The organism is Streptococcus mitis (genome assembly GCF_013305725.1).
Lineage (GTDB): Bacteria > Bacillota > Bacilli > Lactobacillales > Streptococcaceae > Streptococcus > Streptococcus mitis_BO.
In genome coordinates, this window is record NZ_CP047883.1 from 1,639,542 (window position 1) to 1,663,798 (window position 24,257).

Sequence of the window (24,257 nt, forward strand, 5' to 3'; positions counted from 1 at the left end):
TTAATTTTATGATAAAAGACTTGCTTTTTTAAAAGGAAACGTTTACTATAAAGATAGTAGAATTTATGGAGGGAATATAAATGGAATGGACTACCGAACGTCGTTACAGACGTTATGAAGATTGGACACAAGAAGAAAGAAAAGAAATCCAAGAAAAGATGGCACAATCCCCATGGCATGTCAGCTATCACATTGAACCAAAGGAAGGACTCCTTAACGACCCGAACGGTTTTTCTTACTTTGATGGCAAGTGGGTTGTCTTTTACCAAAACTTCCCCTTTGGTGCAGCTCATGGATTGAAGTCTTGGGTTCAGCTTGAAAGCGACGACTTGGTTCACTTTACTGAAACAGGTGTAAAAATCTTACCTGATACTCCACTTGATAGCCACGGCGCTTACTCTGGATCTGCTATGCAGTTTGGTGATCAATTGTTCCTATTCTATACAGGAAATGTCCGTGATGAAAATTGGGTGCGTCACCCTTATCAGATTGGTGCCTTAATGGATAAGGACGGCAAGATTGAAAAGATTGATAAGGTCTTGATTGATCAACCAGCTGATGCTACCGACCACTTCCGCGATCCACAGATTTTTAACTTTAAAGGACAATACTACGCAATCGTTGGTGGACAAGACTTGGAGAAAAAAGGATTCGTCCGTCTCTACAAAGCAGTCGATAATGATTATACAAACTGGCAAGAAGTTGGTGATTTGGACTTCAACAATGACCGCACTGCCTATATGATGGAGTGCCCAAATCTTGTCTTTGTCGGAGAACAACCTGTCCTTCTCTACTGCCCACAAGGTTTGGATAAAAAAGTTCTTGAATATGACAATATTTATCCAAATATGTATAAAATTGGTGCTTCCTTCGACCCTGAAAATGCTCGTTTGGTAGATGTGTCTGAACTACACAATCTAGACTATGGTTTCGAAGCCTATGCTACTCAAGCTTTTAACGCTCCGGATGGACGTGCTCTCGCTGTTAGTTGGCTTGGTTTGCCAGATGTGTCTTATCCATCTGACCGTTTTGACCATCAAGGAACTTTTTCATTGGTAAAAGAACTTACCATTAAAGATGGCAAACTCTATCAGTACCCTGTAGAAGCCATCAAGTACCTTCGAGCTTCAAAAGAGGAATTTTCAAATCGTTCTGAAACTAAGAATAGCTACGAACTTGAGCTGAACTTAGAGGCTAATAGCCAAAGTGAAATCATCCTTCTTGCTGATAAAGACGGAAAGGGGCTATCTATCAATTTCGACCTTGTCAATGGCCAAGTAACCGTTGATCGTAGTCAAGCAGGTGAGCAATATGCTCAAGAATTTGGAACTACTCGCTCTGGCTCAGTTACTAATCAAGCAACTACTGTCAATATCTTCATCGACAACTCAGTCTTTGAAATTTTCATCAATAAAGGAGAAAAAGTATTTTCTGGTCGTGTCTTCCCACATGAGAACCAAAATGGAATTCTCATTAAATCTGGAAACCCAACTGGAACTTACTACGAATTAGAATATGGTCGCAAAACTGACTGATGTCGCAAAATTGGCTGGTGTCAGCCCTACTACTGTTTCACGTGTCATCAATAAAAAAGGCTATCTATCTGAAAAAACCATCCAAAAGGTCAATGAGGCCATGCGAGAGTTGGGCTATAAACCTAACAACCTTGCTCGTAGCCTCCAAGGGAAATCAGCCAAGTTAATCGGTTTGATTTTCCCAAAAATTAGCCATGTTTTCTATGCTGAATTGATTGACAAATTGGAACACGAACTCTTCAAAAAAGGCTACAAGACCATCATCTGCAATAGTGAGCACGATTCGGAAAAAGAACGTGAGTATCTTGAAATGCTAGAAGCCAACCAAGTGGATGGAATCATCTCTGGTAGTCATAACTTGGGAATTGAAGACTACAATCGCGTAACGGCTCCAATCATCTCTTTTGACCGTAACCTGTCTCCAGATATCCCTGTCGTTTCTTCTGACAACTATGCTGGTGGTGTCCTAGCCGCTCAGACCTTGGCTAAAACTGGAGCCAAATCTATTATCATGATTACAGGAAATGACAACTCTAATTCCCCAACTGGACTTCGTCATGCTGGTTTTGCTTCAATCTTGCCAAAGGCTCCTATTATCAATGTTTCCAGTGATTTTTCACCCCTTCGTAAGGAAATGGAAATAAAAAATATCCTGACCAAACAAAAACCAGATGCGATTTTCGCCTCTGATGATTTGACTGCTATTTTGGTTATTAAGATTGCCCAGGAGCTTGGAATCTCTGTGCCTGAACAACTCAAAGTGATCGGCTATGACGGGACTTATTTCATTGAGAATTTCTACCCTCACCTCACTACCATTAAACAACCCTTGGAAGAGATTGCTCACCTAACAGTTGATTTGCTCTTACAAAAAATTGAAGGTAAAGAGGTTGCTACCACTGGTTATTTCTTGCCAGTTAGTCTCTTACCAGGTAAAAGTATTTAAACAAAAAACTCGGACTGAATCAGTCTGAGTTTTTTCTTATAATCTAAATTTTTTCAAAAGTGTTTGGGCTTTTTCTAAATTAAAAGTTTTTTCAGCAATCAAGCATTCTACCAACTTAGGCACTTCAGCCTCTGTGGCTCCTGCAAGGAGGGCTAGTGACTTCGCTTGAAGTTTCATGTGTCCATGCTGAATTCCTGTGCTGACAAGAGCTTTAAGAGCTGCAAAGTTTTGTGCAAGACCAATTGACACGATAATTTGAGCCAATTCCTTAGCTGATGGATTACCTAGCAACTCATGGCTGAGAACTACACGAGGATTAAGACCAATTGATCCACCCTTGGTAGCAACTGGCATCGGCATAGTCAGCTCTCCTATTAACTCTTCTGTTTCCAAATCCATCATCCAATGACTGAGACCTCGATAAGCACCATCATGACTGGCATAGGCATGCGCTCCTGCTTCGATGGCACGCCAATCATTTCCTGTCGCAATCAAGAGAGCATCGATTCCATTAAAAATTCCCTTATTGTGAGTAGCTGCTCGATAAGGATCTGCTTGAGCAAACTGGCTGGCTAAAACCATTTTTTCTGCTAGTTCACGCGCTTCATCCTTCTGGCGACTCAAATAACGAAAGGCGATCCGACAGCTTGCTGTCACCAGAGAATCGGTCGCGTAGTTTGACAGAATCCCCATGAGACTCTGTCCCTGACAGAGTTCTTCTAAGACTGGTTTCAAGGCTTCCAGCATGGTGTTGAGCATATTAGCACCCATGGCTTCCTGGGTATCGACATGGAGATAAACAACGAGAAAGTCAGTTTCGCCTTTTATCTGCTCTACATGCAAATCACGCGCCCCACCTCCACGTTTGACGATAGAAGGATAGGCCTGATTGGCAAGTTCCAAGAGCTCAGTCTTTTTGTTTGTAATCTTCTCTTGAGCTTGTTCAGGTTCAGCAACTTGATAAAGAGCTACCTGCCCAATCATCTGGCGCTGATGAACCTGAGCAGTAAAGCCACCTGCTCGCTTGATGATTTTACTTGCATAGCTGGCCGCAGCAACCACGGACGGTTCTTCTGTCACATAGGGAACTGTGTATTCCTGACCATTGACAAGGACCTCTGGAACCAGCGAATAAGGCAGAGAAAAAGTTCCCACCACATTCTCACTCAGCTGGTCTGCCACAGTCACACTTATCTGTTCATCCTGCTCCAAACTCACTTGCTTCTCAGGACTAAGGAGCGCCTGAGCTTGTAACAACTCGAGGCGCTCTTGGTATGATTTTTTAGAAAATCCATTCCAACTTATCTTCATTATTTTTCAACCTTGCTATAACGGCGTTGGTGGTCAACAATTTCAACCAAGGCAAAATCTTGATTTTCATAGCCAGAAAACTGGGTAGAATTTGTTTCATCTAAGTCTACTTCCTCAAAGAAGACTTTTTCATAGTCTGCAACAGACAGGGCAGTTCGTTGGTTGAGCTTGTTCAAACGGTCTTTATCCAGATAAGCTTCATATCCTTCAACCAATGCACCACTGAAGAACTCAGCTACAGCCCCACTTCCGTAACTATAAAGGGCAATTTTATCCCCAGCCTTCAAGCTATCTGTATTTTCCAAGAGAGACAAAAGTCCGAGGAAGAGGGAACCTGTATAGATATTCCCCACCTTTTGACTGTAGAGAATAGACTGGTCAAAATGCTTTTGCAAGAGGTCTTTTTTCTCTTGAGGCAGGCTCTTATCCATGATTTTTTTCAAGCCTTTTAGCGCTAATTTAGGATAAGGCAAGTGGAAGCAAACAGCTGCAAAATCATCCAAAGTAAGCTGGTAGCGTTTTTGATATTCAAGCCAAGTCGTTTTCAAACTATCCAAGTATTGCTGGGTAGAATAGACACCATTTACATAAGGAGTTGTTGAGTAATTTGGACGCCAGAAATCCATGATGTCACGAGTCTGAGCCACATTGTCGTTATTAAAGGCCATAATGCGTGGATTTTGTGTAATCAACATAGCCACACTTCCAGCACCCTGAGTTGGTTCTCCTGGAGTTTCAATACCGTACTTGGCAATATCACTAGCAATGACCAATACCTTGGACTCTGGAGAATTTTCCACATGCAATTTGGCATAATGAAGGGCAGCTGTCGCTCCATAGCAGGCTTCTTTAATCTCGAAACTACGAGCAAAGGGCTGGATGCCCAGCAAACCATGCACAAAGACGGCTGCAGCTTTACTTTGGTCAATTCCTGACTCAGTAGCTACAATGACCATATCAATTTCTGCTCTTTCTTGCTCAGTTAAAATAGAATCACTTGCACTGGCCGCCAAGGTCACGATATCCTCAGTTAGGGGCGCAATACTCAATTCCTTGAGTAAGAGTCCTTTGCTTAATTTTTCAGGGTCAATTCCCCTCGCTTCTGCTAAGTCTTGTAATTTCAAGACATATTGACTGGTCGCAAAACCAATCTTATCAATACCGATTGTCATATTTACCTCTGTTTTATCATTCATTGTAAAAAATCGTTCTATACTATTTTATCACAAATAGCAGTAAAAGAGAGAAAAAAGACTTGATTCACCAAATCAAGTCGCTTATTATTCTAACCATTATACTGTTTTCGTAAGTGAGAATAGAGTCTGAGAATCACTGTACCGCTAGCCATTCCAATGGAAATCACCAAAGCCAGCATAACAACCAAGGTTGCACTAGCAATGGCATGACTGTAATCTCCTGTCACAAAAAAGGCAGTTGTCCGATAGGAAAGATAACCCGGAACCAGAGGTGCCAAGATGGCCAAGATAAAGACCACAGCAGGTGTCTTATAAAGAATACTTAAAATCTGGCTGACACAAGAACCGATAATGGCTGCAATAAAAGTAGCCACAATAACATTGGTCGGTTCCTTGAGCAAGAGATAGATTAGCCAGACAGCCATGCCCAAAATCCCTCCAGGTAAGAGCATAGAGCGTTGCACATTGAGTACGATTAAAAAAGTGATAATAGCAAGAAGACTTGCTACTGCTTGTAATAAAAAGGTTGTTAGTGTCATATTAATTCATCAATACCAAGGCGACAGAAGTTCCCGCCCCTAAAGCAAGGGTAATGAGCAGGGATTCAAACATCTTACTCATACCAGAGTTTATGTGGTTGGTCATAATATCACGAACCGCATTGGTCAAGGCAATCCCTGGTACAAACGGCATGACTGCACCAGCTATAATCAAATCTGCCGTTGAAGGAAAACCTGTGTAGCGAGCCCAAAACTGGGCAATCATCCCAAAGACAAAGGCTCCAGCAAAGGCCGTCACAAAGGGAATTCGGATAAACTTCTCCACATAGAGGGAAAAGGCAAAACCAAATAAGGTAGCCACTCCTGCCCCAAGTGCGTCGTAGATATTTCCACTAAACATAATTGAAAAGAAAGGAGCACTAAAGGTCGCAGCCAAAGTTACCTGCAACTTAGTATAAGGAAGGGGCTGGGCTTGCAAGGCCTTTAATTGCTTGAAGGCTGTCTCTAAATCAATCTGCCCCCCAACCAGTTGACGAGAAATCTGGTTCACATCGCAGACTTTTTCAATGTTATAAGAAGAGGAAGTCACGCGCTTCATACGCGAAATATTGGTATTTTCAATGGAGAAAAAGATTGCAGCAGGCATAGCCAAAACATTGCAATCCACAATCCCCTGTGAATGCGCAATACGGATCATGGTATCTTCTACACGATGAATCTCTGAGCCACTTTTGAGAAGAATGGTTCCAGCTAACATAATCACATCGATAACGGCATTTAATTCTCTTGATTCTTCCATGCGTTCCTCCTTTTATCAACTCCTTCTATTCTATCACAAATCCGGACTCAAAAAAAATCTTTGCCATGAAATCATGACAAAGATTCGTTTAATCACGAGAATTTTCGTGGTTTCCTTCACTATTTGGTTGACTCGGAGTAGGAACCGTTCCTTGTTGATTTCCTTGCTGGCCACCTTGTTGATTCCCTTGATTTGGAGTAGTAGGTGAACCTTGGTTACCACGTTGAACTGACGTTGAAGAGGAACTTGATGGTGGTGTTTTGGGTTTATAAATCGAAATTTTAATACGTGTGCTGGCTAAATCAATTTTTCCACCCGCTTTTGGAGTCTGATCCACAACATTTCCTTCTGCTGTTCCTTCAGGAGCGGTTGACACTTCAACAACTTCAATATTAGCCTCTTTCACCCCAACAATTTGAATCAAATTATTTTTAGTGAATTCAAGACTTGAACCGATATAACCCGGCATAGTTACACTAGTTACCTTTTTAGCAACTGTTAAAACAATCGTACTAGCCTTTGATAAGTCATACGTAGTTCCTGCTGCTGGTGTTTGTCTTAGAACCGTTCCTGGTTCACTTTCGCTAGATTCTTCCTCTTCCATCTTAATGAGATTTTCAGGAACCTTCTTATCCTTAAGTTCAGCTACGACATCCGTATACTTGCGTCCGACGTAATTGCTCAATTGGAAAGATTGCTTACCAGAAGAAACAATCAAATTGACCTTGGTTCCTTCTTTTCGGCCGCTACCAGCTTCTGGATCCGTTCGAATAACACGTCCTTCTGCTACTGTATCACTAGCTTCTGATTTTTCTTCGCCTGCTTCGAAATTAGCTTTTTTAAGAGCTTCTTTAGCTTCAGCCACAGTTTGTCCGGCCACATTCGGAATGGAAATTGTTGCCGGTGTTCTAGAGAAAATCCAAATCAAAGAAGCAGCTACTAATAGAACACTTGCCAAAAGAATCAAATATCGAGCTTTAAACTTCCGCTTTTTCTTTAATTTTGGCGTAGGCGCATGCTCTTCGATCTGCGGAGTCACTTTCTTCACTTGAGGAGGTTCTTCTTGTACCGGAGCTTTAGGAATAGAAGTCAGCGTACTTTGTGGAACTTTAGGAAGAGTCTTGGTGTCCGCCTTCGTCGCATCGTCAAAGACTAACTTTGGTTCATTGCGACGATTGTAAGATAAGCTGCTAGACAAATCCACATACATCTCAGCAACTGATTTGTAGCGATCTGTTAATTTCTTGGCAGTTGCCTTAATAACAACATTCTCTAAAGCCTGAGGCACAGATGGATTTTCAGCTATAACCGACGGCAGAGGTTTCTGGAAATGCTGGAGGGCGATGGTTACTGCACTATCCCCATCGTAAGGGATATGGCCAGTCAACATCTCATAGAAAATAATCCCCATGGCATAGATATCGCTCTGTACAGTCGCTTTAGAACCACGCGCCTGCTCTGGTGATAAATAATGCACAGAACCTAGCATTGAGTTGGTCTGAGTTAGACTCGTCTCTGCAAAGGCTACTGCAATCCCAAAGTCTGTAACCTTGGCAGTCCCATCTGGTGTCAAAAGGATATTTTGCGGTTTTAAATCTCTGTGAACAATTCCTCGAGTATGGGCTAAGCGCATAGCCAAGAGGATTTGTCCCATGATTCGAATCGCTTCTTCATTTGAAAGAGGGTGATGTTCCTTGATATAGCGTTTGAGGTCTAATCCAGCAACATATTCCATTGCGAGATACTGTTGTCCCTCTTCTTCACCGATATCTGTAATCCGAACGATATGAGGATGGTCCAAATCCGCCATGGCTCTCGCTTCCCGCTGGAAACGCGCCACAGCAATCGGATCTGTCTGGTAGTTGGTCCTCAGGACCTTCACTGCCACTTCTTCCCCGTCTAGAATCAAATCCTTGGCCAAGTAAACATCTGCCATGCCCCCTCGACCAATCTGTTTGATAATTCGATACCGCCCGGCAAAAATCTTGCCGATTTGGATCATTCTGTCGCCTCCTCATTAACAGCAATAAGGGCAACTGTGATGTTGTCTAACCCACCTGCATTGTTTGCAAAACGGATCAAGGTTGCTGCCTTATCTGCCAAAGAAATATCGCTGGTTACGATATCATAGATTTCACTTCCTGAAATCATATTTGTCAATCCATCACTATTAAGTAAGAGATAGTCTCCTGACTCGAGGGTGATCATTCCGAAATCAGGCTGAATTTCGTCTTTTTGACCAATAGATTGAGTAATAATATTTTTCTGTGGGTGGCTAGCTGCTTCTTCAGGTGTCAATTGACCTGCCTTGAGCAATTCATTGACCAAGGAATGGTCGCTCGTTAACTGGTGGTATTGTTCTCCACGAATTAAACCGATACGAGAATCTCCAATGTGGGCATAAATAGCCTGATTATCAATAATAGCAACAGCCTCAAGGGTTGTTCCCATTCCTTTATAAGCTTCATCTTGTCCCAATTGGTTAATCTTTTGATTTTCAATCTCAAGGTTGTTAGCAAACCATTCACGCACTTCATTAACAGTATCAATTTGAGTATCTACCCAAGCTACACCCAGGTCTGTTACCGCCATTTCACTAGCGATATTTCCCGCGCGATGACCTCCCATCCCATCAGCTAGGATAATCATTGGACGCCCTGCACGATTAATAAAATGGTTGACATAGTCTTGGTTATTTGTTCGTTTCTGACCAACATCTGTTAATAATGAAATTTCCATGTGTTAGTTCCTTCCTAATCCGATATCTTGCGAAATTGACTGATGAAGAATCCATCACTTCCATACAATTCAGGTGTGATGAGGATACAGCCATCTTTCATGATATCCTTACATTCATGTTCTAGTGTTACCTGCTCAAATTCAGGATGACTTTCTAAAAATGCCTGTACGACTTGAAAGTTCTCCTCTGAGACAATAGTACAGGTACTATAAGTTATTATACCACCTTTGCGTAGTGTTTGACAAACACTACCTAATATTTCTAGCTGAATTTCCTGCAAAGACGCGAAATCTGCCGTTTCTTTATTGTATTTGATGTCTGGCTTGCGGCGCAGAAGACCGATTCCTGAACAGGGAGCATCTACCAAAATCTTATCAAATGAATCCTGACCAAAAAACTCATGTACCTTTCTGGCATCCAATTTTTGCGTTTGAATCCGATCTGCAACCCCTAGACGTTGGGCGTTTTCTTGAATTAAGTCCAACTTATGGTCGTACAAGTCCAGAGCAGTAACCTGACCTGTCGTGAGATAAGAGGCTATATGAGCTGTTTTTCCACCCGGAGCCGCACAGGCATCTAGAACCTGCTCATCACCTTGTAAATCAAGCGTCGGAGCAACCAGCTGACTGGACTCGTCTTGAATGGTAATAGCTCCCTCTGAAAATAGGTCATGTCCCGCAAAGTGGCCTTGCTCCTTAACCAGACCAGAAGGAGACAAGGACGAATCACTGGCCTCCAACAAGGCTTTGATTTCCTCTTTTCGTCCTAGATCTGTTACACGAATGCTGGCCTTGTTGCGCACCAAAAGACTTTCAAAGATAGCTTGCGCTCGCTCTTCTCCGTATTCTTCCTTGAGCTTGGCAACTAGCCAAACAGGTAGAGAATAGGCAATGGAATCACGTTTGCTTTTTCGTTTGATACTGGCAATATCTGGCCAGCCTTCACGCAGGATACGACGAAGGACGGCATTGACCAATTTTTCACTGCCCTTTTTACGGACTTTGGCCAGTTCCACTGCTTCATTAACCACAGCATGGTCTGGAATCTTATCCAGATAGCGAAGCTGGTAGGCACTCATAAGAAGAAGGACATAAAGCCAACTGTCTAACTGGTCTCTGTCTTCGATAAAGTGGGATAGGTACCATTCCAGAGTCAGTTTACGGGCTACTGTTCCATAGACCAGCTCGGTTACCAAACCCTTGTCTGCTACAGAAAGTTGACTTCCCTTGAGATGCTTATTTAAGGCGATATTTGAGTATGCTTGATTAATAAAAACATCCTCTAATACTGCTAGGGCTAAACTTCTAGCTGTTTCTACTTTAATCACCAAATCGTTCTCCTACAGTCAATGTACGTCCAACACCGTTGAGGAAGGAAGCAATGTCCATCTTAGGCTTACCAGCTGGCTGCACTTGTTTGAGAGACAAAGCTCCTTCAGCCGTTGCGACAATCAATTCTTTCTTGCCGATAGAGAGGATTTCACCTGGATTTCCCTTACCTTCCACTAGTAGTGCTTCATAAATCTTAAAGCGGTCGCCCTTAAGGAAAGTATGGGCAACAGGCCAGGGGTTCATCCCACGGATCTGGTTAAAGAGTTGACGATTGCTTTTAGTCCAATCTAGTTTTTCTTCTTCTGGCTTGATATTTGGCGAGAAAGTAACCTGACTTGGATCCTGTGGTTCAGGTTTGATGTCACCAGCAATGTAGGCAGGCAAAGTATCCAAAAGCAAATCACGACCAACTAGCGCCAATTTCTCAAACAAGGTGCCGACATTATCCTCATCCGTGATAGGAATACTGCGACGAGAAATCATATCCCCTGCATCCATTTCCTTAACCATTTCCATGATGGTCACACCAGCTTCCTCATCCCCTTGAATCAAGGCATAATGGATAGGCGCACCACCTCGGTGTTTTGGAAGAAGGGAGGCGTGAACATTGACCGCAAAGTCCATGCTATCAAGGAGTTTACTTGGTAGAAACTGCCCAAAAGCAGCAGTCACAATTCCATCCGCTCCTAGCTTCATAAGAGCTTCCATCTCTGGACTTCCAGATAGTTTTTCAGGTTGGTAGATAGGAAGTCCTGCTTCCTTGGCAGCCTGCTTGACTGGAGTTTCTTGGATAACTTTTTTACGTCCGACAGCACGGTCTGGCTGGGTCACAACGGCTAGAATTTCGTAACGGTCATCTGTCAAAAGTCCTTTTAAGACTGTTGCTGAAAAGTCGGGGGTCCCCATAAAGATTAATTTTGTCATATCTTCTCCTTCTTATAAAAATTGCTGCGGCTCATGGTCAATGCTAAGACGGAGCTCACTATTTTCCCGTTCTTGAGTCAAGGCCAAGACCTGGTTGAGGGTCGGCCCCAGCTCATCTTCTAAACGGTATTTAATTAAAATTTGGTAATGATAGAGGTTGTGGGTACGAGCAATGGGTTTTGGCGTCGGCCCAAGGATGTTACTGGTTTCAGACAGGCCTGAGCGCAAAATGTTCATAACTTCATAGGCACGTTTGACCACCTCTTCTTCTTTCTTGTGAGAAAGGGTAATGCCAATGGTGAAATAGTAAGGTGGATAACCTAGTTGGCGTCTGATTCCCATTTCATAGGCATAAAATCCTTCGTAATCCTGTTCCTTGGCAAATCGAATAGCATAGTGCTCAGAATTGTAAGACTGGATCAATACCTGCCCAGCTTTTTCCGCACGACCTGCACGGCCTGCCACCTGAGTCAAGAGCTGGAAGGTTCTCTCAGAAGAACGGAAATCTGGTAGATTCAATGCCGTATCCGCATTGAGCACTCCGACTAGGGTTACATTGGGAAAATCCAAACCCTTTGCAATCATCTGAGTACCTAGTAAAATATCCGCTTCCCCTCGTCCAAACTGGTCAAGCAGAGCTTGATGGCTACCTTTCTTACGAGTCGTGTCCACATCCATCCGCAAAATGCGGGCCTGCGGAAAGAGTTCTGTCAGCTCGTCATAAGCCTTCTGTGTCCCCGTCCCGTAGTAACGAATACTGCGACTCTTACAGTTAGGGCAAACATGAGGAATGTCCTTAGAAAAACCACAATAATGGCAGTTCATGGTCTTAGTATCCATGTGCAGAGTGAGAGAAATGTCACAGTTGGGACAAGTATCAACGGTCCCACACTCCCGACACATGACAAAGCTAGAATAGCCACGACGATTGAGCATGAGAACTACCTGCTCTTTTTTAGACAGACGGTCTTGAATAGCTTCTAGCAAGGGAGGCGTAAAGTTTGACGTCTCATTTTGTCCGATATAGTCTCGAAAGTCAATCACTTGAACCTCTGGGATTGTAGCCAAAGGATTGGCACGTTGTGTTAGACGTAAGTGTTGATAGACGCCTTTGCCAGCTCGCGCCCGGCTCTCTAAGCTCGGCGTTGCAGACCCAAGCACCAGAGCCGCTTGATTGTATTGGGCCCGTAAAATAGCTACCTCTCTGGCATGATAACGGGGATTGCTGTCCTGCTTATAAGTCGCTTCATGCTCTTCATCGATAATCATGACACCTAGATTTTTCAGCGGAGCAAAGATGGCAGATCTGGCACCCACAACAACTTGAGCATCGCCACGTTCCACCTTGCGCCATTCATCATACTTTTCACCATTGGATAGGCCTGAGTGAAGAATGGCCACCTTGTCCCCAAAACGTGCTATAAAACGCTCCGTCATTTGCGGAGTCAAGGAAATCTCAGGCACCAGCAAAATGGCTGTCTTGCCCTTGTCTAAGGCCCCTTGGATAATCTGCAAGTAAACCTCGGTCTTCCCACTCCCTGTAATCCCTTGAAGGAGGAAGGGAGGCTGATGACTGCCAATCGCACTCACAACCGCATCACGCGCCTGCCTTTGCTCTGGATTCAACTCCAAAGGCCGACTTACCTCAATGCCTTCAAAATAAGCAGCCGAGCGTTGAACTTCCTTTTGGACTATGGTCACAGCACCTTGTTCCACAAAGAAGTTGACTTGCTCCCGCGAATAGGACTCTAACAAACTAGCCAAGGAAGCACTCTCAGGATGAGACAACAAATAGTCTCTCAATTCCAACTTTTTCTTGGCGCGTGCAGAAATCTCAACACCTTCTAATCGAGCAAGATTCACCTCATACCAAGACTGGGTCTTGACCTTCTTTTGATCAATCGCCTGATATTCTAGACCAAGCAGGCCTTTTCTAGTCAAACGCATCATTTCAGCTTGCTTACCTAAATCTAGAGAAGAAAAGGCAAGCGAATCTTCTGAACCAAACAAGCGCTCTCGGTCTTCCTGACTCAGACCTGCCAGAGGATAGAGAATCTTGTCATAGCTGGAGTTCAGAAATCCTGGTAACATAGCCTTGAGGATGGAGATTTTATAGGAGAAGACGGACTTGCGGAGCTCTTCAGCTAGCCAGAGTTGTTCTTGCGTGAGAACAGGAGAAAAATCCAGCACCTCTGCAATATCTTTTAAATCCTGCTCCATCTCTCCTTCGTCTGATTGAGACTCCAAACCAAGAACAATCCCTTGAATCAGGCGATTGCCCTTACCAAAAGGCACATGAACCCGCATCCCAACTTCCAGCATTCCCAGAAACTCCTCAGGAATCCTGTAACTATAGGGCTGGTCCGTCTGCATCAAGGGCACATCTACAATAATCTTGGCTATAGCCATCTTCTCACCGCCTCCTTGTCAGTACATTCTTGCAATAGAAAAAATAAGATTGAGTCCCCCCAACCTTAAATTTTTTCACCATCTTCTTTTTCTTTAGCGATTTGCTCTTTGATTTTCTTTTCTTCTTCTTCTTTGCGACGTTTTTCTTCTTCGATACGGCGACGCACTGCTTCACGTTTTCCTTCTGGATCTGGGTGAATTGTTACGTTTCCTGATTCGATTTCTTCTAAAGCGCGAAGAGTTGATTTTTCAGACTTGAAACCTTGAGTTGCTGGCGCACCTGCTTCCAATTCGTGGGCACGTTTTGCTTCCAAGATTACGAGTGAATATTTTGATGGAACCTTGTCGAGCAAGGTATCAATAGAGGGTTTTAACATCATTTTCTTGTACCTATTTTCTAAATTTTATCGGGTAGTTGGAGATTTTGGTAACATCTCCTGATAGTGACCAATGACACGATCCACACGGAAGTGTTCTGCTTCGATCACGCGTTTGACACGCTCAGCAGCTAGGGGCACCTGATCGTTGACAATCGCATAATCATACTCACGCATAAGGGCAATTTCTTCCTTGGCCTTTTCGATTCGTTGGGCAATCACTTCTGCACTATCTGTTCCACGTCCTACCAAGCGATCTTGCAATTCATCCAAATCTGGTGGTGTCAGGAAGATAAAGACAGCATCTGGAACCTTTTTCTTAACCTGAAGAGCACCCTGAACTTCAATTTCAAGGAAAACATCGATTCCCTTGTCCAAGGTTTCATTGACGTAGGTCAGAGGAGTTCCATAGTAGTTGCCGACATATTCTGCGTATTCCAACATCTGTCCTTGACGAATCAGCTCTTCAAACTCTTCGCGAGTACGGAAGAAATAGTCAACACCGTCCACTTCTCCAGGACGTTGTGCGCGTGTCGTCATCGATACAGAGTATTGAAATTGGTTCTCAGAACTCTCAAAAATCTCTCTTCTAACCGTTCCTTTTCCAACCCCTGAAGGACCAGAAAAAACGATTAGTAAGCCTCGGTCTGCCATTATGTCTCCTTTTAGTCAGTCTGTGAAATAACATTTCTCTAGAATAATGGCAAAAAGCCAGATTATCCTTTACAGTCTTTCTATCTAGTGTAACAAAAAAGCAGTAATTTTTCAACTGCTCTTTCTTATTTATTTAGCATAATCTACTGCACGCAGCTCGCGAATCACGGTTACCTTGATATTTCCTGGGTAATCGAGATTGTTTTCAATTTTCTCACGAACTTTGTGAGCCAAGATTGTGACTTTGTCGTCCTTGATTTGTCCTGGATTGACCATGATGCGGATTTCACGTCCTGCTTGAAGGGCAAAGCTATTTTGTACCCCTTCAAAGCCGTTAGCAATTTCTTCCAAATCATGAAGACGCTTGATGTAGCTTTCAAGAGACTCACTACGAGCACCTGGACGGGCTGCGCTCAAGGCATCTGCTGCAGCGACGATAACTGCAATGACGCTCTCAGCTTCAACATCTCCGTGGTGACTAGCAATCGTATTGACCACAACTGGATGCTCCTTGTACTTACGTGCCAGTTCCATACCGATTTCAACGTGGCTACCCTCAACCTCACGGTCAATGGCTTTTCCGATATCGTGAAGGAATCCAGCACGACGGGCAAGAGCCGCATTTTCACCAAGTTCGCTCGCCATGATGCCAGCCAACTTAGCAACTTCAATCGAATGGCGCAAGACATTTTGTCCATATGAAGTACGGAACTGCAAGCGACCCATGATTTTCATCAAGTCTGGATGAAGGTTTGGCGCACCAATCTCATAGGCAGCAGCCTCACCATATTCACGGATTTTATTGTCAATCTCTTGACGGTTTTTCTCAACCAACTCTTCGATACGAGCTGGATGGATACGACCATCCTTGAGCAACATTTCCATGGTCATACGGGCAATCTCACGACGAATCGGGTCAAAACCTGACAAGGTCACCACTTCTGGCGTATCGTCTATAATCACATCGACCCCTGTCAAACTTTCAAAGGTACGAATGTTACGACCTTCACGACCAATAATACGTCCCTTCATAGTATCGTCTGGAAGATGAACTGTTGAGTTTGTTGACTCCGCTACATATTCACCAGCGATACGTTGCATAGCTTGAACCAAGATGTCCTTGGCCATTTTGTCAGAACGTTCCTTGACCTCTTGTTCAGCCTCGCGAATACGGCTGGCAATCTCCTTGGTCAAGTTTTCCTCTGTCTGTGACAAGATAATATCTCGTGCTTCTGCCTGAGACAGAGCACCAATACGCTCTAGCTCTGCTTCTTTTTGTCTTTCGACTTCCTCTAATTGCTCTTCACGCGCATCAAGGTTTTTCGCTCTATCAGAAATACTTTGTTCTTTTTGTTCAAGTGTTTGTTCTTTACTCGTCAAATTGTCGTCCTTACGGTCAAGGCTAGTAGCTCTCTCTGTCAAACGACTTTCGATTTGTTTGAGTTCTTGACGTTCTGATTTGAATTCAGCGTCCACTTCTTCACGGTATTTTCTGGCTTCTTCTTTGGCCTCCAATAGTGCTTCTTTTTTAAGAGACTTGCTTTCACGTTTAGCTTCATTAACCAGTAAATCCGCTTCACGTTCAGCTTGTCCACGTAAATTAGTTGCTTCTTGTTCAGCATTTAAAAGCATCAACTCTGCAGCTTCCTGAGATGATTTCATCTTAGCTGAGATGCTGACATATCCAATGACTAAACCAATGATGACGGCAAAAACAGCAATCGCAAGCGACATAATCTCCATGTTTTTACCTCATTTTATTGTTATTCCGAATGACATACATTCTTTTACATTCTACCATAAAAAAGTGATTTTCACAAACCTAAATTGAAGAGTTTTGTGTGAATGTTAGAAGAAAGTACGCCTGATTCAATTCTCATTTTAACTAAATGCTACAATAAAATATATTTGATAGTTATTTGTAATTTAGATTTTGAAACTAAGGTAATTCTGTACAAAATCTCGATATTTTTCATTCTTCAATAGTTCATTGAGTTTATCTTTTTGGTTTTTTATATTTATATAACCATTTTGTAATCCATAGTAAATTTCAACTAAATATTTTTTTTCCTCAATATCAGGAATTCCAGGATTATCCACTGTTATCTCATCTCCTGTTTTTGATATAAATAAATTTTTTAAACCTTTTTTCCATAAAATTGATAACAATTCAAAAAAATATTTCTGCTTAACATCAAACATACTATACATTGTTTTCTGATTGATAGACACCAAAGGATAATCCGACATCATACCAGGAATATCATAGTTTAAAATTATCGATAACATATCAAAATACAGGTACGAATTTCTCTCATAAAGATGGTCAAAATATTTATCTATTTCATCTTTGTCTAAGTATTCAAATAGTGAGACTAGAATATTTTCAGTTCCCCCCCAACCATTCATCCACTTAATAATATAGTTTGCTTTCTCGCTTTCATCAGTTTTATTTGAAAGTTTTTCTAATGACTTTTGAAATTCTCTCAAACTCAATTTTTCTTCTTTCATTTGTTGGTTTTTTTCCTGTACCTCTCTATAATTTTTATCTACATAATAAATTTTAAAAATCAATGATAACATTTTTCCAAAGTCATCATCTCTCAATTTACTCTTTTTCAAAATGTTATCTATGACTTCTCCTGTAGATACCATTCGATTATGATTCAGCTTAAATTTTTTATCAATGAGATTTTCCTTTGTTGATTCCATTTCCTTACTATTTAAAATTACAATAATTTTAAATTTTTTATTCTCAGAAAGATGGTCAATATAACCCAATAAATCATTGTAATCTGAAGGGTTATCTGATTTTGCTGTATCTGAAGGCTTATCCGTTTTTGCTACATATGAAACCCGTTCAAGATCATCAAAAATAACGATAGAATCTCGCTTCATCAAATCCGTTCCAACTATTTTAAAGAACCATTTAAAAACTCCTCCAACAAGTGGAATAAAGTCCAAATTTCCGAGTATGGATTGTTTTTCTATCTCATTAATCAATATTTTCTCGGCTTGATCTCTTGTTTTGATCCCAAAACAGGAAATATAATAGATTTCTTTCTTTTTGTAAATTTGATTTTCAAAAAACGTCTTTATAAAAAATGTTTTCCCACTCCCCCAAGAACCATCCAGCCAGAACACATTATGAATAGAGTCAGGACTATTTAAGAACTCCACCAGACGTGTTTGATAAGGATGGTCATCCAAGTCATATTCCGGAAATAGCTCTGGGTCCAGTTTCTTATAATTAACTTTTTTAAAAATTATATCTAAAAACCAGAATAGTATTGTTGGTATAGTCAGTACTAACAATATTATTACACGATTCACATACAAAATTGAAATAATATCTTTTAAAAAATTATAATTAGATACAAATTTATAGATAGGTAAAGCAAATCGTTTAAATTGGTCAATCTCAAGTGCAAGATACAGTACCCATATACTGGCTATAAATATTTTGTACCATTCAACAATTCTAACATTACTACTCCATGACGGTCTTTTCAATAGATATTTCAATAGTTTGAAATTCAGAAGAAAATTAAGAATCCTCGTCATTATATTTTTCATATATCCCCCTTTTAATCTATATTATCATGATTATACCACAAAATAAGAGCTATAAAGCGGATTCAAAGGACAAGAACCTAGTTATTATACTAAAATTTTTCACTGGCTTTTTAACTTATGAAATCTGTCATTTTCCAAACAACTTTATCTTTAATTTATTAGCTAAAATTTCTAAAATAAAAAGCCTACCTTTCAGTAGACTTAGTTTGTTTCTATTCTAATGGGTACTCGGCCGAAATTCTGCTCTGCTATACTTGGTTGTCCCAGTTGGTAAATCTGGTCTGCTTTTTGAGTCATAGCATCCCAAGGTTCTTTGCCAATTCGGCTGACTAGATAGACCTGCCCTTTCAGAGACTTGAGATGTTGTCTGCCTTTTTCGGTAAAACCAAGAACATGAATGGCTTCTGGCAAATCACTTTCTCTAGCTTGCACCAAAATATAGGCCAAGAGGCGTCTGACACGCGCCTTGGTGTAACGTTTGGTAGTCACTAACTCGACCAATTCTTCCACAGACTGGGCTGTTTTAATAGCTTCATTAATGCGCACAGCCATTTCTTGATTAACCTGATAGATTGTTGTTAAGGCTGGATTTGACAAGATTTGATAGCGGAGCAAAGGAAAATAGTCGTCCCAACTCACCTTATTAGCATTTTCAAAGATGTCAACCGAAGGCATAAAGCGTTCTAAGAAATCTTTGTCCCTCTGGTGCTGACGGAGGGCTGTCGCCGAGGCAAAGTCCACATCCTTATCCACAGAATGGTAACCAGCGCCCTGACGTTGAATCGGATGCAGCTTGATGTTTCGTCCAGCAACCGCCTTGACATAGGCCAGAGCAAGAACATGATTGGGCGTATTGCCTGAAAAATCAAGACCTGCAAATTCCTTCCACATGGCTTGGGTTTTCTGTGGGTAGGAAAGAGAATCAGGCAGATTTTCCACAAATTTCTCCATCTCAGCACCCTGCTCTGTGTATAAGTCAGTAATTTTCTGGTAATCCAGAACTTCTTCTGTCCCAAAAACTAGGCTATCAATACCCAACCTAGCCAAGATATCCACAGCTCCTTGGCCGAAAAAATCTGCTGCCTGAACACTGACTAAAAAGGGCAATTCTACTACCAAATCTGCGCCATTTTCCAGAGCCATCTGGGCTCGTGTCCACTTATCCACGATAGCAGGTTCTCCACGCTGCATGAAATTCCCTGACATAGCCACAATTTTCAGCCCCTCTGCCTGATCCAGCAGGTATTTGTGCCCATTATGAAAAGGATTGAACTCGGCTATAATGCCTGTGATGGTCATAGTGATCTCCTACTTCTGCGCAACAAAAAACCAACGGGTGCTGGTTTCTGTCGGTTCCTTGTCCTCAAAGTCCGCATAGAGTTTGAAGGACTTGAATCCGGCCTGTTCTAGCAAAATATCATAGGTCAAGACCTCATAGGTCCGCTCCTCATGCACTTCATCGTGACGACTAAAGGAGCCGTCAGACTCCTTGACAAAGAAAGTCAACTCATGCACGATGGAGTGAGGAGCTTCGTCCTCGTAGGTATCCCAGAGCATTGCAAAATCTTCTGCATTTTCATGGTAAGAATAGCCTGGAAAAACTTCATCTATCTGGTAGGTGGAATGCACATCAAAGATAAAGACCCCGTCCTCATTGAGGGCATTATAAACTTCCTTAAAGACGTCTCCGACTTCCACCTCATCCTGCATGTAGCAGATAGAGTCCGAATAACAGGTGACAAAATCATATTTACCTGCCTTGGACAAATCCAGCATATTACCTTCAATAAATTCAATCTTTTGCCTGGCGGAAGTTGCTCTCTTCTCAGCAATCTTCAACATATCCCCACTCAAGTCAAGTCCAGTCACATCAAAACCAGCCTGAGAGAAGCGCACAGATTGAATTCCTGTCCCACAAGCCAGTTCCAAGAGTTTCTTTCTCTCCTTGGTCTTAGGCAAATGACGCAGCGAAAAATCCGTCCATTTATCGTATAAACTATCGTCCATGACTGCATCATAGACCGCCGCAAAGGTTTCATAAGTTGCCATAATCATGATACAAAGAGCTCCATGATAAACACCACTAGCCCTTTACCTTTCCATCAATTTCTTTTAAAATAAGCAAAGAAACCCAGTTGACTGCAACTGAGTTCATCTCCTATGCTAAGGCTTCTGAAATATCTACTGAATCTGCCTCATGCCAGAGTTTTTCTAGGTTATAGTGGGCACGCATTTCTTCTGAGAAGATATGCACAACAACCCCACCGAGATCTAGCAAGACCCAGCCTCCAGCTGCATCGCCTTCGACATGGCTTCCTTTAAAACCCGCTTCCGCTACTTTTTCACGGATATTGTCAGCGATAGCGTCCAACTGACGGCTATTCATTGAGCTAGTGATAACAAAGTAGTCAGTCACGCTAGTCAAATCTTGTACATCAAGTGCGAGGATATCCTCCGCACGTTTCTCATCAGCCGCTTTCACGACTAGTTCTAGTAATTCTTTTTCGTTCATTTAGTCCTCTTTCAAATAGTGCACAAAAGCGTTATAGGTTTCAAGGGTTTGGGGATATATGGGGAATCCCTGATGGGCTAGATGCTCCACGGTACGAGCTGTTTCGTAGGCCACCGCCTTATTGAGCGATAGACTCGCAATCTCACGTGCCTGGTCCACTCCAGGAAAGGCTCGATTATGCTCGATATAGTCTGCGACATAGATGACCTTATCTAGATCTGTCATCTGGTCAGCCCCGACTGTATGGATTTCAATGGCTCGCAGGATTTCAGAATCATCCAAATCCAAGTCTTCCTGAATCTTGTATATACCAACCATGCCATGCCAGACATTATTGCCCCAGTTTTTGAGGTCGGGGTCTAGCTGGTAACGGTCAATCAAATCCAGAAATTCCTGATCTGACAGCTTTTTAGCATAGTCATGAAGAAGGCCTGCAAGACCTGCCTTCTCAACATCTACTCCAAATTGCTGGGCTAGTTCTATAGCTGCACGCTCCACACCCAAGCAATGGGTTAAGCGTTTTTCAGGCAGAAGCTCTGCCATTTTTTCCAACAAAGCCTCACGAGAGCAGTTGATATAGTCTTGATAGGCCATCAGTATAGACCCTCCTTCTCGATGTAGTCTAGCACAGGCTGAGGTAGGAGAAAATTGGGTTTCCGTTCCTGGGCAAGGAAGTCACGCACCATGCTGGACGAGATATCCATGAGAGGCACATCCACCCAGATAACTGGATAGGAAGTGCCAGCCTTGTAGCGTGGGCGCTGAACTCCCACAAACTGAACCATATCTACCAGTTCATCAATTCGGTACCACTTAGGCAGATAGTCCACCATGTCAGCACCGATGATAAAGTAATAATCCGTATCAGGATGTTGCTCTGTCAAAATCTTCATAGTGTCATAGGTGTAAGAAATGCCCTTACGTTCCAACTCAATAGTTTCAATGTCCAGACCTTCAATCCCCTCAATCGCCAACTCAATCATCTTGAGGCGATGGTGCTCAGGGATGGTTTCCTTTTTATCTACATGAGGAGGTTGGTATTCAGGCATGAGTAGAACTTGGTCCAGTCCCAACTGTTGCCGTACTTGGTCCGCAACAATCAGATGGGCATTGTGAACAGGGTTAAAATTCCCTCCTAAAATACCGACTTGTTTGCGTTTTTTCTCCTTGATTTCTGGCTCCAACTCTACCTTGGTAAAGGGAGTCAATAGTTCGATTGCCATAGGCTAGTCTCCTTTATTTCTCTGTAAAAACAGTTATTTGGAGTAGGTTTTTAGATTTCTTTGACTTTTTTAGAAATCTTGCGATTTTCTTTCTTGATAGATTGTTTAAACAAAATCAAGATGCGTCCGATTTTTTGGACTGTATCCACACCGATTTCTTCTTCCAAAATTTCAGCTACTTCGTGGATATTTTCATCGGTATTTTGCAAGAGCGTTACTTTAATCAATTCGCGGGCGTCAAGAGCTTGACGAACGCTGGTTTTGATTTGGTCGTTCAGTCCATTTTTCCCAATTTGGATGATGGGTTTGAGGGTGTGTGCCTGACTGTTGAGGAAGGCACGTTGTTTTGATGTTAATGACATAATTTCTTTAAAAGAGTTTCTTTTTATACTTTTCTAAAGTGGTGGCGGACGTCAGCAAAGTCCTTCGGACTTTCATGACTAAAATTTGAGTCTATAGTCTCAAATTTTCCGCAGTTGGTACAATCACTTGTACCAACTGACACCACGGCGAAAAGTATTCTCTACGGGCTCGCAACGCTCGCCTTAATAAAGACAACCCTTTCCTTTCTGTGTTTAAATAATGGCTTTTCGTGTGACGACGGCAACGCCTTCTGGTGCCCAGACTGCGACTTTGGCTGTGCCTGTTACACGGATCCAGCCGAGTCCAGAGATGACTAGGTCTGTCTTTTCCTTAATGTTAAATACATGCTGGACTAGTTTTGGAAAATCTTCTTTTTCCTTGCTATTTGGTGGTGTCAGAAGGGTTCCGACGTGCTTATCGTAAAAGGCAGTCGCTCCTTCTAGCTTGGTACGATGGAGTTTGAGTTCATTATCAAAGAAGGCTGTGAAACCTTGCTTCTCACCTGCAATGAAGTCAAAGCGTCCGAGACCTCCTAAAAACAGGGTTTGTTCAGGATTGAGCTGATAGGTCTTAGGTTTGATTTCCTTTTTGGGGCTGACATACTTGAGGTTTTTAGCCGTCAAGTAGTGAGCCATCTGGTGACGGTGGATAATCCCCGGTGTATCGTAGATATAAGATCCGTCATCAAGCGGAATCTCGATTTTGTCCAAGGTTGTCCCTGGGAAGCGCGAAGTCGTGATGACATTCTGATCACCCGTGATTTCTTGGATAATAGCATTGATTAGAGTTGATTTTCCAACGTTGGTTACACCGACCACATAGACATCACGGCCCTTACGGTAGTGTTCAATCTTGTCAATGACTTCCTTAATAGCATGTTTGTTTTGGGCCGAAGTTAGGACGACATCAACTGGACGAAGTCCTTCTTCGTGTGCACGTTCCATGAGCCACTGGCTAATCTTACCAGGCTTAACTGACTTAGGGAGGATATCTTTTTTATTTCCTACCAAAAGGACATCATTACCTGAGACAAAACGTGGCAAGCCTGGGATGACAGAGCCGTTAAAATCAAAGATATCAATGACATTGACCACTAAGGCATCACTGTCTCCCACCTCGTGCAAGAGCTTGAGGAAATCATCGTCTGTCAACTGGACATCCGTGATTTCATTGTAGTGGCGGAGACGGAAACAGCGTTGGCAATAGACTTCGCCAGTTTCCAAACCTTTTTCAAGTGCCGACTGGGGGGTAAATCCAAGACCAGACTTGTCTGTCGTCTGAATGGTTGCTCCACAACCAATACAGAGAATTTCTTCCATAGTTAAATTCCTTTTTTATATGTAATCGGTCCGTACTTTTCAGTGATTTTTCGCATCACACGGCGCTCACGAGCTCGGTTAATCTGCGTTTTGATCGAGTCATGTTGGACCAAGGGCTTGACTAAAATCGAGCGAATGCCTGCACGGTGGGCTGCTCGAATATCTGTCATGAGCTGGTCGCCAACCATGACCACTTCACTTTTCTCATAGTGGAATTCCTTCATGGCACGGTTAATCCCAAATGTGAAGGGCTTCAGAGCCCAATAAACGTAGTCAATCCCAAACTTCTCAACTGCGCGTTGAACTCGTTTTTTGGTATTATTTGAGACTACGATAATAGCAATGCCCGCATCCTGAAGATCATGTAGCCATTGCTTCATCTCTGGCGTCCCGTCAGGGTTGTTCCAAGCAATGAGGGTATTGTCCAAATCGACCAAAACAGCCTTGATTCCCTGCGCCTGCAGGCTTTGGACTGTCAAATCATAAACTGCTTCTACAGCAAAGTCTGGCATGTAGTTTTCAATCACCATTTTGGCTCCTTT

The 24,257-nt window shown here is 42.5% G+C and carries 23 protein-coding genes; 2 read left to right on the plus strand and 21 right to left on the minus strand.

Going from position 1 to position 24,257, the window contains the following annotated elements; genetic code table 11:
• The first annotated feature begins 80 nt into the window (after window positions 1-80).
• On the plus strand, window positions 81-1,535 hold the full coding sequence (locus M594_RS07985; protein ID WP_173876469.1) for a sucrose-6-phosphate hydrolase: 1,455 nt from the start codon (window positions 81-83) through the stop codon (window positions 1,533-1,535).
• Complete coding sequence (locus M594_RS07990; RefSeq protein ID WP_173876470.1) at window positions 1,516-2,481, plus strand: LacI family DNA-binding transcriptional regulator; 966 nt, start codon at window positions 1,516-1,518, stop codon at window positions 2,479-2,481. The genes M594_RS07985 and M594_RS07990 overlap by 20 nt, the downstream gene beginning before the upstream one ends.
• A 36-nt stretch (window positions 2,482-2,517) precedes the next feature.
• On the opposite strand, the gene M594_RS07995 is transcribed toward M594_RS07990, so the two are convergent.
• From M594_RS07995 to M594_RS08095, 21 genes are all read right to left on the minus strand, one after another.
• Entirely contained in the window at window positions 2,518-3,792 is a 1,275-nt protein-coding gene (locus M594_RS07995; protein WP_173876471.1) for a hydroxymethylglutaryl-CoA reductase, degradative, read from the minus strand.
• Complete coding sequence (locus M594_RS08000; protein ID WP_173876751.1) at window positions 3,792-4,964, minus strand: hydroxymethylglutaryl-CoA synthase; 1,173 nt, start codon at window positions 4,962-4,964, stop codon at window positions 3,792-3,794. The genes M594_RS07995 and M594_RS08000 overlap by 1 nt, the downstream gene beginning before the upstream one ends.
• Before the next feature lie 113 nt (window positions 4,965-5,077).
• Window positions 5,078-5,527 (minus strand): threonine/serine exporter family protein, encoded by a 450-nt coding sequence (locus M594_RS08005; RefSeq protein WP_000176931.1) that lies wholly within the window; start codon window positions 5,525-5,527, stop codon window positions 5,078-5,080.
• Window position 5,528: 1 nt separating this feature from the next.
• Window positions 5,529-6,287 carry a threonine/serine exporter family protein gene (locus M594_RS08010; RefSeq protein WP_020903004.1) on the minus strand — a complete coding sequence of 253 codons (759 nt, stop codon included), beginning with the start codon at window positions 6,285-6,287 and terminating at the stop codon, window positions 5,529-5,531.
• Window positions 6,288-6,375: 88 nt separating this feature from the next.
• Window positions 6,376-8,289: a Stk1 family PASTA domain-containing Ser/Thr kinase gene (gene pknB, locus M594_RS08015; protein WP_153220248.1), complete on the minus strand. Its 1,914-nt coding sequence runs from the start codon at window positions 8,287-8,289 to the stop codon at window positions 6,376-6,378.
• Window positions 8,286-9,026, minus strand: a complete 741-nt coding sequence (locus M594_RS08020) for a Stp1/IreP family PP2C-type Ser/Thr phosphatase (protein WP_173876472.1) — start codon at window positions 9,024-9,026, stop codon at window positions 8,286-8,288. Before M594_RS08020 ends, pknB begins: the two co-directional genes overlap by 4 nt.
• A 14-nt stretch (window positions 9,027-9,040) precedes the next feature.
• The gene (gene rsmB, locus M594_RS08025; protein WP_173876473.1) at window positions 9,041-10,354 is read right to left on the minus strand and encodes a 16S rRNA (cytosine(967)-C(5))-methyltransferase RsmB; all 1,314 of its coding nucleotides are present in this window, start codon (window positions 10,352-10,354) and stop codon (window positions 9,041-9,043) included.
• Window positions 10,347-11,282: a methionyl-tRNA formyltransferase gene (fmt, locus tag M594_RS08030; protein ID WP_173876474.1), complete on the minus strand. Its 936-nt coding sequence runs from the start codon at window positions 11,280-11,282 to the stop codon at window positions 10,347-10,349. Before fmt ends, rsmB begins: the two co-directional genes overlap by 8 nt.
• Before the next feature lie 12 nt (window positions 11,283-11,294).
• Window positions 11,295-13,691 carry a primosomal protein N' gene (locus M594_RS08035; RefSeq protein WP_173876475.1) on the minus strand — a complete coding sequence of 799 codons (2,397 nt, stop codon included), beginning with the start codon at window positions 13,689-13,691 and terminating at the stop codon, window positions 11,295-11,297.
• A 65-nt stretch (window positions 13,692-13,756) separates the two neighbouring features.
• Window positions 13,757-14,071, minus strand: coding sequence for a DNA-directed RNA polymerase subunit omega (gene rpoZ / locus M594_RS08040; protein ID WP_000979235.1), 315 nt, complete (start codon window positions 14,069-14,071; stop codon window positions 13,757-13,759).
• A gap of 24 nt (window positions 14,072-14,095) precedes the next feature.
• Complete coding sequence (gene gmk / locus M594_RS08045; protein ID WP_000775041.1) at window positions 14,096-14,722, minus strand: guanylate kinase; 627 nt, start codon at window positions 14,720-14,722, stop codon at window positions 14,096-14,098.
• A 129-nt stretch (window positions 14,723-14,851) separates the two neighbouring features.
• Window positions 14,852-16,465: a ribonuclease Y gene (locus tag M594_RS08050; RefSeq protein WP_004255432.1), complete on the minus strand. Its 1,614-nt coding sequence runs from the start codon at window positions 16,463-16,465 to the stop codon at window positions 14,852-14,854.
• A 183-nt stretch (window positions 16,466-16,648) separates the two neighbouring features.
• Window positions 16,649-18,298 (minus strand): P-loop NTPase fold protein, encoded by a 1,650-nt coding sequence (locus tag M594_RS08055; RefSeq protein WP_173876476.1) that lies wholly within the window; start codon window positions 18,296-18,298, stop codon window positions 16,649-16,651.
• Window positions 18,299-18,499: 201 nt separating this feature from the next.
• Entirely contained in the window at window positions 18,500-19,597 is a 1,098-nt protein-coding gene (locus tag M594_RS08060) for a nucleotidyltransferase (protein ID WP_173876477.1), read from the minus strand.
• 9 nt (window positions 19,598-19,606) lie between these two features.
• Window positions 19,607-20,347 (minus strand): class I SAM-dependent DNA methyltransferase, encoded by a 741-nt coding sequence (locus M594_RS08065; RefSeq protein ID WP_173876752.1) that lies wholly within the window; start codon window positions 20,345-20,347, stop codon window positions 19,607-19,609.
• A gap of 109 nt (window positions 20,348-20,456) precedes the next feature.
• Window positions 20,457-20,810 (minus strand): ribosome silencing factor, encoded by a 354-nt coding sequence (gene rsfS, locus M594_RS08070; RefSeq protein ID WP_084974231.1) that lies wholly within the window; start codon window positions 20,808-20,810, stop codon window positions 20,457-20,459.
• Window positions 20,811-21,404 carry a bis(5'-nucleosyl)-tetraphosphatase (symmetrical) YqeK gene (gene yqeK / locus M594_RS08075; RefSeq protein ID WP_173876478.1) on the minus strand — a complete coding sequence of 198 codons (594 nt, stop codon included), beginning with the start codon at window positions 21,402-21,404 and terminating at the stop codon, window positions 20,811-20,813.
• Window positions 21,404-22,033: a nicotinate-nucleotide adenylyltransferase gene (locus M594_RS08080; protein ID WP_173876480.1), complete on the minus strand. Its 630-nt coding sequence runs from the start codon at window positions 22,031-22,033 to the stop codon at window positions 21,404-21,406. Before M594_RS08080 ends, yqeK begins: the two co-directional genes overlap by 1 nt.
• A gap of 50 nt (window positions 22,034-22,083) precedes the next feature.
• On the minus strand, window positions 22,084-22,395 hold the full coding sequence (gene yhbY, locus M594_RS08085; protein ID WP_173876481.1) for a ribosome assembly RNA-binding protein YhbY: 312 nt from the start codon (window positions 22,393-22,395) through the stop codon (window positions 22,084-22,086).
• Window positions 22,396-22,608: 213 nt separating this feature from the next.
• The gene (yqeH, locus tag M594_RS08090) at window positions 22,609-23,715 is read right to left on the minus strand and encodes a ribosome biogenesis GTPase YqeH (protein ID WP_173876483.1); all 1,107 of its coding nucleotides are present in this window, start codon (window positions 23,713-23,715) and stop codon (window positions 22,609-22,611) included.
• 2 nt (window positions 23,716-23,717) lie between these two features.
• On the minus strand, window positions 23,718-24,245 hold the full coding sequence (locus M594_RS08095; protein WP_173876484.1) for a YqeG family HAD IIIA-type phosphatase: 528 nt from the start codon (window positions 24,243-24,245) through the stop codon (window positions 23,718-23,720).
• Window positions 24,246-24,257: the final 12 nt, after the last annotated feature.